At 71.4% G+C, this 12,365-nt stretch carries 7 protein-coding genes; 6 read left to right on the top strand and 1 reads right to left on the bottom strand.

Annotation, left to right across the window (positions count from 1 at the left end; genetic code table 11):
- Positions 1 to 10: 10 nt before the first annotated feature.
- Positions 11 to 2,131 carry a glycogen debranching protein GlgX gene (glgX, locus tag ACWDAK_RS02720; RefSeq protein WP_344636508.1) on the bottom strand — a complete coding sequence of 707 codons (2,121 nt, stop codon included), beginning with the start codon at positions 2,129 to 2,131 and terminating at the stop codon, positions 11 to 13.
- 399 nt (positions 2,132 to 2,530) lie between these two features.
- Between glgX and ACWDAK_RS02725 the strand changes: the two genes are divergently transcribed.
- From ACWDAK_RS02725 to ACWDAK_RS02750, 6 genes are all read left to right on the top strand, one after another.
- A complete protein-coding gene (locus tag ACWDAK_RS02725; protein WP_344636507.1) occupies positions 2,531 to 3,790 on the top strand; it encodes an SAV2148 family HEPN domain-containing protein in 1,260 nt (419 codons plus the stop codon).
- Positions 3,791 to 4,443: 653 nt separating this feature from the next.
- Positions 4,444 to 4,593: an FDLD family class I lanthipeptide gene (locus tag ACWDAK_RS02730; protein WP_344636506.1), complete on the top strand. Its 150-nt coding sequence runs from the start codon at positions 4,444 to 4,446 to the stop codon at positions 4,591 to 4,593.
- 163 nt (positions 4,594 to 4,756) lie between these two features.
- Positions 4,757 to 6,088, top strand: a complete 1,332-nt coding sequence (locus tag ACWDAK_RS02735) for a lanthionine synthetase C family protein (protein WP_344636505.1) — start codon at positions 4,757 to 4,759, stop codon at positions 6,086 to 6,088.
- Between the two features lie 89 nt (positions 6,089 to 6,177).
- Positions 6,178 to 9,393 carry a lantibiotic dehydratase gene (locus ACWDAK_RS02740; RefSeq protein ID WP_427393157.1) on the top strand — a complete coding sequence of 1,072 codons (3,216 nt, stop codon included), beginning with the start codon at positions 6,178 to 6,180 and terminating at the stop codon, positions 9,391 to 9,393.
- Positions 9,390 to 11,228 carry an ABC transporter ATP-binding protein gene (locus ACWDAK_RS02745; protein WP_344636503.1) on the top strand — a complete coding sequence of 613 codons (1,839 nt, stop codon included), beginning with the start codon at positions 9,390 to 9,392 and terminating at the stop codon, positions 11,226 to 11,228. Before ACWDAK_RS02740 ends, ACWDAK_RS02745 begins: the two co-directional genes overlap by 4 nt.
- Positions 11,228 to 12,181 carry an MsnO8 family LLM class oxidoreductase gene (locus ACWDAK_RS02750; RefSeq protein ID WP_344636502.1) on the top strand — a complete coding sequence of 318 codons (954 nt, stop codon included), beginning with the start codon at positions 11,228 to 11,230 and terminating at the stop codon, positions 12,179 to 12,181. Before ACWDAK_RS02745 ends, ACWDAK_RS02750 begins: the two co-directional genes overlap by 1 nt.
- Positions 12,182 to 12,365 lie beyond the last annotated feature (184 nt).

The following is a 12,365-nucleotide window of genomic DNA, read 5'->3' on the forward strand; positions in this document are numbered from 1 at the left end:
GGCACGCCGGTCAGGTCACTCGCTGCAGTACCAGCAGCGAGTGGTCGGTGAGCCAGATGCTGTCGCCGGCCTTGACCCTGGTGCCGGTGCCCGGCGCGGGCAGCACCGGCAGGGTGGTGTCCACCACGACCTGCCAGGTCTCGCCGTGGTCGGCGGGCACGGTGAACTCGAGCGGTTCGAAGTGGGCGTTGAACAGCAGCAGGAAGGAGTCGTCGACGATCTTCCCGCCGCGCCGGTCGGGTTCGGAGATGGCGTCGCCGTTCAGGAAGACCGTCAGGGACTTGGCGTAGCTGGTGTCCCAGTCCCGCTTGGTCATCTCCTCGCCGGCGGGGGTGAACCAGGCGATGTCGGTGAGGTCGTTGTGGGTGCCGGAGACCGGGCGCCCGTGGAAGAACCGGCGGCGCCGGAAGACCGGGTGGTCGCGGCGGAGCCAGATCATGCCCTGGGTGAACTCCAGCAGTCGCGCCTCCGGGCCGTCGCTCTGCGGCCAGTGCACCCAGGTGAGTTCGTCGTCCTGGCAGTAGGCGTTGTTGTTGCCGCGCTGGGTGCGGCCGAGCTCGTCGCCGTGGGACACCATCGGCACGCCCTGGGAGAGCATCAGGGTGGCGATGAAGTTGCGCTGCTGGCGGGCGCGCAGCTCCAGCACGCCGAGGTCGGTGGTCTCACCCTCCACGCCGCAGTTCCAGGAGCGGTTGAAGGATTCGCCGTCCCGGTTCTCCTCGTGGTTGGCCTCGTTGTGCTTCTCGTTGTAGGAGACCAGGTCGCGCAGGGTGAAACCGTCGTGGCAGGTGACGAAGTTGATGGAGGCGATCGGCCGGCGGCCGTCGTCCTGGTAGAGGTCGGAGGAGCCGGTCAGCCGGGAGCCGAACTCGGCCAGCGTGGCCGGCTCGCCGCGCCACAGGTCGCGGACGGTGTCCCGGTACATGCCGTTCCACTCCGTCCACAGCGGTGGGAAGTTGCCGACCTGGTAGCCGCCCTCGCCGAGGTCCCATGGCTCGGCGATCAGCTTGACCTGGGAGACCACCGGGTCCTGCTGGACGACCTCGAAGAACGAGGAGAGCCGGTCCACCTCGTGGAACTGCCGGGCCAGGGTGGCCGCGAGGTCGAAGCGGAAGCCGTCGACGTGCATCTCGGTGACCCAGTAGCGCAGCGAGTCCATGATCATCTGTAGTACGTGCGGGCTGCGCATCAGCAGGCTGTTGCCGGTGCCGGTGGTGTCCTCGTAGAACCGGCGGTCCTTGGCGGCCAGGCGGTAGTAGGAGGCGTTGTCCAGGCCGCGGAAGGAGAGGGTGGGGCCCAGGTGGTTGCCCTCGGCGGTGTGGTTGTAGACGACGTCCAGGATGATCTCGATCCCGGCCGCGTGCAGCGACTTGACCATCGACTTGAACTCCTGCACCTGCTGACCCCGGTCGCCGCCGGAGGAGTAGGAGGAGTGCGGGGCGAAGAAGCCGATGGTGTTGTAGCCCCAGTAGTTGGACAGGCCCAGGTCGCGCAGCCGGTGGTCCCGGGCGAACTGGTGCACCGGCAGTAGCTCGATCGCGGTGATGCCCAGCTTCGCCAGGTGCTCGATCACCGCCGGGTGGGCCAGGCCCGCGAAGGTGCCCCTGATCTCCTCGGGGATGCCCGGGTGGAGCCTGGTGAGCCCCTTCACATGGGCCTCGTAGAGCACCGTGCGGTGGTAGTCGGTGCGCGGCGGGCGGTCGGTGCCCCAGTCGAAGTACGGATTGATCACCACCGAGTGCATGGTGTGCGGGGCCGAGTCCAGGTCGTTGCGGCGCTCGGGGGCGCCGAAGTGGTAGCCGTAGACGGATTCGTCCCAGTCGATGTGACCGCTCATCGCTTTGGCGTACGGGTCCAGCAGCAGCTTGGCGCTGTTGTGCCGCTGGCCCAGGCCCGGGTTGTGCGGGCCGTGCACGCGGAAGCCGTACCGCTGTCCAGGCTGGACGCCCGGGAGGTAGGCGTGGCGGACGAAGGCGTCCGTCTCGCGCAGCTCGACGGCCGTCTCGGAACCGTCCTCGCCGAGCAGGCAGAGCTCGATCCGGTCGGCGCTCTCGGAGAACACCGCGAAGTTGGTGCCGGCGCCGTCGTATGTGGCGCCCAGCGGGTACGGCTGCCCTGGCCAGACCTGCATATGCCTCAACTCACCTTTGGATGACGGCAATTGGTGCTCGAACGGACCTCGCACCGCGGAATGCTCCACCATGTGCGGCCCGGCTGCACCGTGATGTACGGCACATGGGGCATCCTCCCCAATGGCCGCCCGCGGGCCGTGCTCATTCGTTCGTTGTTCGCCCGAACGGGTGTCCGTGAGCCGGTTGCGGCGCGCTCGCACTGCGTCACGGTCCGTTCTCGAAGGGGTCGTTGTCCGGTCAACGGGCTGCGTCGCGCGTCGCGCGCGCAGTACCCTTGATCGTCCGGCGCGCTCCGGACCCCATGCGGAGACAGGCCTCGCCGGGACCGCCAGGGTTGAGACTGTGTCAGCGGATGGTCCGTCACTCCAGGTGATCGGGACAAAGAGGTGAGGTAGCGCATGGTGGTCCCCGCAGACGGCCGGGGTGGCCCCGAGGGCCCCGGGCGGAGCGAGGCGCCGACGGTGGTCATGCACACGTCCTCGCCCGGCCGGATCGCCATCCCCGCCCAGTCGGGGTCGCCCGAGGGCCCGGTCCTCGCCTGGTCCGCCGACCAGTGGGAGCAGGCCCATCAGCGGGTCCGGCTGACCGGACGCGCGTACGTCTGGCTCAACCTGGTCGAGCAGCGGCTGCGCGCCCTGGTCGGCGAGGTGCTGCGCCCCGTCTACGCCCCCGCCCACGGCGAGGACTGGGTGACGGCCGCCGCGGGGCCCAGCGGCGAGGAGTGGGTCTACCGGGCCGGCGCCGTCCGCGAGGTCAGCCGCCGCAAGGGCTATCTGCTCGACCCGGCCGACGACGACCCGCTGGTCTTCCTCACCATGCCCCAGCTGCGCGAGCTGATGGTGCAGCACTGGCCCTGCTTCGAGCCGTACGTGCTGGACCGCCGCGAGGTCGAGCTGGCGCTGGACGAGCTGGAGGTCGCCCGGCACGTCGTCTCGCGCAACCGCAGCCTCTCGCAGACCGTGCTGGCCCAGACCGAACGGGCGGCCGCCCGGCTGCTCGCGCTGCTCGACGGCGGCGCCGGCGGAGTGCCGGCCGACGTGGTCGAGCAACTGATCGCCGGACGCTACGCGGACGTGGTCGCGGTGCACGCCGACCGGGTCAGGCTCCAGCGCGACCTGCCGGTGGAGGACCTGCTGGACGGCGCCCGGCGGCTGGACGCGATCGGCATCGGGCTCGGCATGCTCTGCCAGAACTACACCGGCAAGCGGCTGATCCGGCTCGCCTCCGAGGGCTGCCGGGTGCGGCTGCTCTTCCTCAACCCGGCGAGCAGTGCGGTGCGCCGACGTGAGCGCGAACTCGGGCTCGGTCGAGGCGAGTTGGCCCGATCGATCGAGATGAACATCATGCATGTGCGCCGGGTGCGGGCCCGTCTGCGCGACCAGGGCGGCTTCGAGATCCGGGTGTTCGACGAGACCCCGCGGTTCACCGCCTACCTGGTGGAGGGCCCCCGCTCGGTGGCCTCGGCCGGCGGCCGGCGGCGCTCCGAGGGGCTCGGCGTGGTCCAGCCCTACCTGCGGCGCTCCCGGGGTATCGAGTCCCCGGCCCTGGTGCTGCGCGCCGGCGCCGGACAGCTGCCCGGCGGTCAGGAGGCCGGGCTGCTGGAGATCTACCGCGAGGAGTTCGAGGGCGTCTGGACGGACTCGCGCGCAGTCTCCTGAGGGCGGCATCCCGGGGTGTCGCCAGCTTCGCCGGCGATCCGCTGTGGAGGTGCGGGGCTGTTCGTGGGGATCTCCGCACCCCGGTAGGGCCTCCCGGCCGCTTCCCGGGGGCTTCTCGGCGCCCTCGGCCACCCCGGGGCCGCCGCCCGCGGTGTGCGCCCGGCCCCGTACCGGCGTGCCGGCCTCGGCCCTCCTCGCTGTGGTTCCGGCTCATCCGTGACGCGGCCATGCCCGTCCATGGGGTTTTCCGAGGTCTTCAGTGGCACGTGTCGAACGTCCATCACATCTTTGGCCGGCGGCTCGCGTCGTGCCGGCAAGCAGTTTATTCGGAGATGATCTCCGTAAACTGGCCGAAATATTCAAGACGCCGCGAAAGCGCTGAAGGTGGACATCTCTCGTCGCCAGTTCGAATCGAGGAAATGCGGAAACCAGCCATGTTGGTGGCTGTTCCGGTCGCGTCAACACTGATCTGACCCGCATCCTCCCAATCGCTGTGAGCTGGGTCACAGTGATTGTGGCTGAAATTGATTGCCTTAATCGGCCGTCGCGTTCGAGTGGCGTGCTAGAAACTCCCCCAGAGCCGCTCCCACGCGCTGAATTCGTTGGAGCCCGGCCGGGGGAGCGGGAACACATGAATTCACTGGAGGTAAAAAATGGAGCAGGACTTCGATCTCGACGTCCGCGTGGCTGTTGCCCCGCAGAACGCCACGCCGCAGGGTTTCGCGAGCATCGGCTCCACCTGCTGGTCCTGTGGCGACTCCTGCAACTGCCCGTTCACGGTCGGGTACCCCACGATCTGCTGATCGCCTGCCGGAGCTCGCCCTGAGGCAGGAGGCTCCCGGCGCTTTCCCGCGCCGGGAGCCTTCCGGGAAGTCGGGAGCTTTCCGGGGAACTGTCGGCGGCCGGGCTCGGCGAGCCGTTCGGAGAATTCTGCCAAGTTTTGATGTGAATCTGGGGGAGTCCGCGGTGGCGGTGCTGGAATTCGATGCGAGGACCGCCGAGGTGGCCCGGGCTGTGGCCGATCGGCTGGCGATGTTCGCCGGTGCGGCGGTGGGGCCGCTGGAGAAGTCGGCGGGGCACGAGTCTGTGCCGGACGGGTCGGGCCTGGCCGATGGCCACCCGGGGATCGCACTGTCGCTGCTGCATGCCGGAAGGGCGCTGGACGAGCCCAAACTGATCGACGCGGCGCAGGCCCTGCTCCGCCGTTCCGCGCAGGCCACTGCCGAAAGGCCACTGTCCGGCGCCAGTCTTTACGGCGGCACCGCGGGCTTCGCCAGCGTCCTGCTCGAGTTCTCGGCGTACGACCGCCGCTACCTGCCGTCCCTGCGCCGGATCGCCGACCGGCTCGGCGAGCAGATCGCGGCCGAGCCGCGCCCGGAACCCGGGGAGGGACTACCGGTCGCCGCCTTCGATGTCATCTCGGGTGCCGCCGGCCAGCTGGCCGCGGCGGTCCGGCTCTGCTCGGCCCTGGAGGCCTCGCCCGGCGACCCGATCCACACCGCGGCCGAGCGGCTGACGGAGTACCTCCTGCGGGTGACCGAGCCGGACAGCCGGCAGCGGTTCGGCTGGTTCACGTCGCCGGACTACTACTCGGCCTATCCGGGATACGAGGAGCAGGCCCCGCACGGGATGTACAACCTGGGCTTCGCACACGGCCTACCAGGCATCGTCTCGGCACTGTGCGTCGCGGCCGCCGCCGGGATCGGCGGCTGTGGTCCGGCCGAACACCTCGCACGGACCACGGCCTGGCTGGTCGAGCACCAGCTCGCGGACGACGTGCCCGGCGCCGCCTGGCCGAACCTCCTCCGGGCCCAGGAGGAGACCGGTCTGCCCGTCGCCCCGCTCGGCCAGCGGTCCGCGCGCGCCGCCTGGTGCTACGGCGCTCCGGGCATCGGCATCGCCCTGCTGAGTGCGGCCAAGGTGCTCGGCGACACCGCCCTCGAGGCGACCGCGGTCGGGGCCCTGCAGCGGGTGGTGGACTGGGCGCCGGCCGAGCGGCACATCTTCTCGCCCAATCTCTGCCACGGCCACTCCGGACTGCTGGCGGTCTACCAGCGGGCCCATGCGGTCACGGGTTCGGCGTCCTTCCGGGCCATGGCCGAGGACTCGCTCCAGGCCGTGCTGTCGCTGGCGGACGAGGCCCGCCCGTACGTGGTGGTGGACGAGCCCAGGCGTGGCGAACTGGTCGACGACCCGGGATTCCTCAACGGTGCGGCCGGCGTGCTGCTCGCGCTCTGCGGTGTGCTCGCACCGCGGGCGACGGGATGGGACGAGATCTTCTTCCTCACTCCGGCCTGACCGGGCCCGAAGACCACGACGGCGCCGACACGGCTCCAGAACTGCCTTACCTCGTAACAGCGTTTCCCAAGCACAGCTAAGGAATGAGCGTGACCCGTCGGAACGCCGAGATCAGCGACCGGAAGTCCGGGAGAAGCCGCGACTACGTTGCACGGGACTTCTTCCTGCTCCGCGCACCGGGCCTGCCGACCCGGGAGCTGACCAGCCTGCTGGCCGCCGGAACGGGGCCGGCGGGCGCGGACCCGTCGGGGTGGGAGGCCCGCTATCTGCAAGGTCTGCTGGAGCTGTGGGCGAGGCCCGGGGTCCGCTCGGCGATCTCGCTGGCGGCGCCGGACCTGGCCCGGGCCGTGGCGGGTATCGACACGCTCTCGGCCCGGGACCAGCGACGGATGATGATGAGCCTGGGCCGGTACCTGAACCGGATGAGCATGCGGGCGACCCCGTTGAGCACGGTGGCCGGTGTCGCGGTGGGCACGTTCGGCGGAACGGACTCCGCCGCTGCGCCCGCCCGGCTCGGCGTTCCCGCGATCAGCACGGCCGTGGCCAGACCGGACATGGGCTGGGTGCTGCACCTGTTCAAGGCGGTCACCGGCGCGCCGCAGGTCCGGACCGAACTGGAGCTCCGGGCCAACGACCTGATCCACCGTGGCCGAGGCCGGGCCTGGCTGTCAACGGCCGACGCGTACGGCGAGGGGTCGCGACGCTCGGCCTCCGTCCGCTGGTCCCCGGCCGTCCAGCTCGTCCTGGAGTCGGCCCGCACCCCGAAGACCTTCGGTGAGCTGCGGGACGAGCTGACGCAGCGGTATCCGACGGTCCCGCCGGAGAAGGTCACCGCACTTCTCGACCAGCTGGTCGAGTTGGACTTCCTGATCACCGCGCACCGGCCGGCCCTGCTGGAGACGTCGGAACAGCCGCCGCTGTCGGCCCGGTTGGCGACCGCCTACGACAGCGACGCGACAGCCGCGCTGACGTCCGCGGAGGCGGCGGTGGCCGAGTTCAACGCCGTCGGCGACGTGGCCGCCCTGGAGGCGCTCCAGGAGCAGATCGCCCCGCTGGCGCGGCGGGTGAGTGAGGACTACACCGGACCGCTGCTGCGGGTCGACGCCCGGCTGAACGTCCCCGCCCCGCCCGTCCTGCCGGCCGAGGTCCAGGCGCTGGCGGAGGACGCCGCCGAGGTCCTGGCCACCGTGGGTGACGTCTACCAGTACCCGTGGCAGCTGCGCGACTACGCGACGGCGTTCACCGAGCGCTACGGCGCACAGGCCGAGGTACCGGTCCTGGAGGTGCTCTCCGAGGAGACCGGGCTGGGCGCGCCGAACAGCTATCAGAATCCTCCGCGTTCCTTCGAGCTGCAGCCGATGACCACGCGCGACCCGAGCAGGGAGGGCCGGGACGCGGTCCTGCACCGGCTCGCGGCCGACGCTCTCAGCCGCGGCAGTCTGGAGGTGGTCCTCGACGAGCGGTGGATCGCCGAGCTTGGGCAGTTCGCCGACGACCGGCCGCTGAGGCCCGCGATCGACGTACACCTGCAGGTGGTGCCGCCGACGGCGCCGGGGTCCGGCTGGCGCGGGGTGGTCACGGCGGTGGCGCACGGCGGCCGTACGTTCGCCCGGTTCCACGACCTGCTCGGCGCGGAGGGGCGCCGGGGCCTGGAGGAGCTGGCCGAGGCGGAGGCGGCGCTGCTGCCCGGGGTCGCGGTGGTGGAGCTGACCTACCTGCCGGAGCGGGCCCGGGCCGCGAACGTCTCGGTCCGTCCGGCGGTACGAGCGCTGGAACTGCCGGTCAACGTGGCACCGGGGCGGCCCGCGCATGAGGTGATCGCGCTCGAGGACGTGGTCGTCGGCGTGCGCGAGGGCCGGCTGTACCTGCACAGCCCGGTCCTCGGGTGCGATCTGCACGTCACCCAACACACCATGCTCAACCCACTGATGGCGCCGAACGTCGGCCGCTTCCTGCTCGACGTCTCCTCGGCGGCCTTCCACGGCGTCTCGTCGTTCGAGTGGGGCGGTCTGGCCGGCAGCATGCCGTTCCTGCCCCGGGTCGTCCGGCGGGACCTGGTGCTGAAGCGCGCACGCTGGCTGCTCCGCGCCGCCGAGCTGCCGGCCGGCTGCACCAGCTCGTCGGCGGCCTTCACCGCGGCCGTCGCCGCTTGGCGGAAGCAGTGGAACGTGCCGCGCCTCGCCTACCTCACACAGGGCGACAACACGATTCTGCTCGACCTGGAGAGCGCCCCCTCGCTGGAGGAACTCCGGCTGGCCGCGGCCCGGGACACGGCGGCCTTCCAGCTGCAGATCGACGAGGCGTTGCCGGGCCCGGAGGAGGGCTTCCTGCGGGATGCGGCCGATGCCCCCTTCGTCGCGGAGGTCGTGGTCCCCGTGGTGCGCGAACAGCAGGCGCCGGCGCCGCGGGCAGTGGCCCCCGCACGCAGGCGGATCACCGAAGCCGAGCGGTCGCGACCGGTCGGTGGGCCGTGGGTCTACGCCAAACTTTATGTGGAGCAGGACGCGCAGGACGCCCTCCTGCTCGAGGAAGTGACGGCGCTGACGCGCTCGCTGGCCGAGGGCCGCCTCGCGGGTCAGCCGTTCTACCTCCGGTACGGCGATCCCGCCCCGCACCTGCGGTTGCGCTTCCGGGCCGCGGATCCGGCCCGGGCCGCCGCACTGCTGGGGGAAGTCGCGCAGTGGGCCCACGGCCTGGCAGTCGAGGGCCGGATCACGGACGTCACTTTCGAGACGTACCGCCGCGAGATCGAGCGCTACGGCGGCCCCGACCTGATCGACGCGGCCGAGGGACTGTTCTGCCGGGACAGCGCCGCGACCCTGGCACTGCTGCGGCACCTCGCCTCACCGGCACAGGCGGGTGAGACCGCGTTGGACCGGACCGCGCTCACCGCGCTCAGCCTCGAAACCGTCGGCCGGGTGCTGGTACCCGACTTCGCCGAGCGGCACGCCCTGGTGCGGTCGATGGCCGGCTCGCAGGCCGGTGGCGTGGAGTACCGGGCCGTCGCGCGTCGCCTCTGGCAGGGCTACACCGCCCCCGCCGGCGGCGAGGCCGCGGCGCTCGGGCAGGTGAGGGCCGCCTGGCAGTCCGAGGGAGTCGGGTACGCCGCCCAGGTGGCCAAGCTCGCCGCGGCCGGCGAACTCTGGTCGGATCAAACGTCCATCCTGCGCAGCCTGTTCCACATGCACTGCAACCGGATGGGCCTGCGGCGCGAGGGGGAGGACGCCGCCTACGGCATGTGGCGGCGGCTGCTGGACCGGGTCGCCACGGCCGAGGGCGTGCCGACGGCGGGGCGGAACCGGTGAACCCGCGCCTCTGGCACCGGCGGCTGGCACAAGCGCCGCGACCGGGGCTGGCCGTGCTGAGCCGGTCCTGGCGCGGCGACCGCGCCGGGACCGCGCAGCTGGCTCTGATATCGCTGGTCATCGGCGTCCTGCCGGCCGGTCAGGTCAAACTCACGGCAGCGCTCGCGACGGCCCTGCTGAGCGCGGCAGGCGGCTCCGACCCGCAGGTCCGCGGCATCCTGGTCTGCCTGTCCCTGCTGTCCCTGCTCGGCCTCGGCGCGCAGGTGCTGTCCCTGCTGCAGAGCCGGGCAGTGCAGCGCTGTCAGAGCAGGCTCTCGGCCCACATGTCCGACGAGATCATCAGCCGCGCGACCCTCTTCACCCTCTCCGAGGTGGAGGACCCGAGCGTGCAGGACTCGCTGCAACGAGCCGTCCGGGAGGTGGCGTTCCGACCGGGGATGATGCTCGCCCAGTTGGTGCAGGCGGCCACCCAGGTGGTCACCTTCGGCTCGGTCGGCGCGATCCTGTGGACCCTGGACTTCCGCGTCGCGCTGCTGGCCATGCTCGCCCCGTTTCCCACCCTGCTCGCACAGATCCTGCAGGGCCGCCGTGCCCACGCGTTGGAGCACAGCCGGTCCGAGGAGCGGCGCCGGCTCAACTACTGGCAGCACCTGGCCTCCCAGCCGAACTCGATGAAGGAGGTGCTGGCCTTCCGGCTCGCCCCGGTGGTCCTCGCCAACCACCGGCGACTGCTGGCCGGGATCGTCGGCGCGGACCTGCGGCTGGCGAACCGGAACTTCCGCCTGGCCATCCCGATGGTGATCGCGACCGCGGTGCTGACGGTCTCCGCACAGGCCACGGCGGTCCTGATCGGCACCGACGCCCGGCACGTGGCCGGGCTGCTGGCGGTGATCCAGGCGATCGGCATGCTGCAGGGCAGCATGCAGCAGCTCTTCGGTGCGGTGTCCGGGATGTACGTGAACCAGCTCTACCTGCGCAACGTGAACGAGTTCCTCGCGCTCGGACACACGCCGCCCCCGCAGGGCGAGTTGACCTTCCCTCAGGAAATCGTCGCCGGTGTCGAGTTCCGCGGGGTGTCGTTCAGCTACCCCGGCAGCGGGCAGCGCGCCCTGGAGAACGTCTCGTTCACGCTGAAGCCGGGCCAGGTGACGGCGATCGTCGGCCTCAACGGCGCGGGGAAGTCCACCCTGGGCAAGCTCCTCGGCCGCCTCTACGAGCCGACCGAGGGCTCGATCGTCGTCGACGGCGTCCCGCTCACCGATTTCCGGCTGGACAGCCTGCGCGACCGCGTCTCCTACGTCTTCCAGAACTACGTCGAGTACCAGCTCTCGGTGGGCGAGAACATCTCGCTCGGCCTGGTGCACGAGACCGATCAGGGAGCGGGGCGGGTCGAGGCCGCGGCTCGCGAGGTGGGGATGCACGAGCACATCGCCTCCCTCCCGCAGGGCTACCAGACGCAGGCGGGGAAGCTGTTCACGGGCGGCGTGGAGTTCTCCGGCGGCCAGTGGCAGCGACTGGCCATCGCGCGGGGCACGGCACGTTCGGCGAGCGTCAGGGTCATGGACGAGCCCACCGCAGCGCTCGACACCATCACCGAGGCCGAGCTGCTCGACACCCTGGCCACGGCCTCGGCCGGCCGGGTCTCGCTGCTGATCGCCCACCGCTTCTCGTCCGTGCTGCGCGCGGACCGGGTGCTGGTCTTCGACCGCGGCCGGCTGGTCGAGGACGGCGATCACCAGGAACTGATGAGCCTCGGCGGCCTGTACGCGCAGATGTACGAAGCGCAGACCGCCGGGCACCAAGGCGTGGCGGGAGCCGGAACGGGAGCCCGATGATGAAACTCACCGCATTCGACCAGGTGCCGGTCTTCGGCGCGACCGGCCCGGCCGGCGCCGCCCGGGAGTCGGTCCGACTCGCCGTGGCGGCCGAGCGCCTGGGGTACGACCGCTTCTGGATCGCCGAACACCACGGTGCGACCAGCGGCTGCGGCTCGCCCGAGGTGCTGGTCACCGCTGCTGCCGCCGCGACCAGCACCATCCGGGTGGGCGCCGCCTCGGTACTGCTGCCCCACTACGCGCCGTTGAAGGTGGCGACCACGTTCAACCTCCTGGAACGGCTCTTCCCCGGCCGGATCGACCTCGGCATCGGCCGCGGTCCCGGCGCGGGCGAGGCGATCACCCGGCTGCTCGCGCGGGAGGGCGGGGCGCCCTACCAGGAGAAGCTCAAGCACCTCGTGGCACATGTCACCGACGGGACGGACCTGCTGCCCGAGTCCACTCCGCCGCAACTGTGGCTGACCGGCGCCGGTGGCGGCGGTGCGCAGCTCGCCGCCCACTACGGGCTGCCGTTCTGCCTCGCGCAGTTCGCCCACGGCACCCTGCGGCCGGAGATCGTCGAGCTGTACCGCGAGAGCTTCCGTCCGGGGCCGCTCGGGGTGAGCCCCCGCGTCAGCATCGCCGTCCGGGTGGCCTGCGCGGACGACCCGCGGGACGTCCGGCTGCTGCGCTCCGTCCTCGCCTGGGCCGCCGCCCCGTCGGACCGCCGGACTCTCCCGTCCTGGGAGGAACTTCGCGCCCTCGGGCCCACCGCGCCCTCGCCGAGCCCGGACAGCATGTCGCTGCTGGCCGGCGTTCCCGCGGAGGTGGCCGATCAGCTCGGTGTCCTGATCGCCGCCTACGCTCCCGACGAACTCGCGATCAACACCGTCTGCCCCGACTTCGACCTCCGGGTGCGGACCTTCGAGCTGGTCCGCACCATGGTCCCGGCTGCCCAGGACTCAAGGCACTGAGGGGACTGCCTGGCTGACGCCGCACCGGGAGCCGGGCCCGTCTCAGGTTTTGCCATTCTCCCAGGACTGCTTGACCCGCCCATTACTAAGGCACGCCTAAGCTAAGTCCGCGCCCTGGACAGTTCCTGTCCGGGGCGTCGTTTCTGAGTACAGGCACTGCCGGGGCCGGTCCCGGGGAGGAGAG

This window comes from Kitasatospora sp. NPDC001175 (assembly GCF_053598215.1).

Bases quoted from the DNA above. Each gene is read 5' to 3' on its own strand.
- glgX (WP_344636508.1), bottom strand. From the start codon at position 2,131: ATGCAGGTCTGGCCAGGGCAGCCGTACCCGCTGGGCGCCACATACGAC.
- ACWDAK_RS02725 (WP_344636507.1), top strand. From the start codon at position 2,531: ATGGTGGTCCCCGCAGACGGCCGGGGTGGCCCCGAGGGCCCCGGGCGG.
- ACWDAK_RS02730 (WP_344636506.1), top strand. From the start codon at position 4,444: ATGGAGCAGGACTTCGATCTCGACGTCCGCGTGGCTGTTGCCCCGCAG.
- ACWDAK_RS02750 (WP_344636502.1), top strand. From the start codon at position 11,228: ATGAAACTCACCGCATTCGACCAGGTGCCGGTCTTCGGCGCGACCGGC.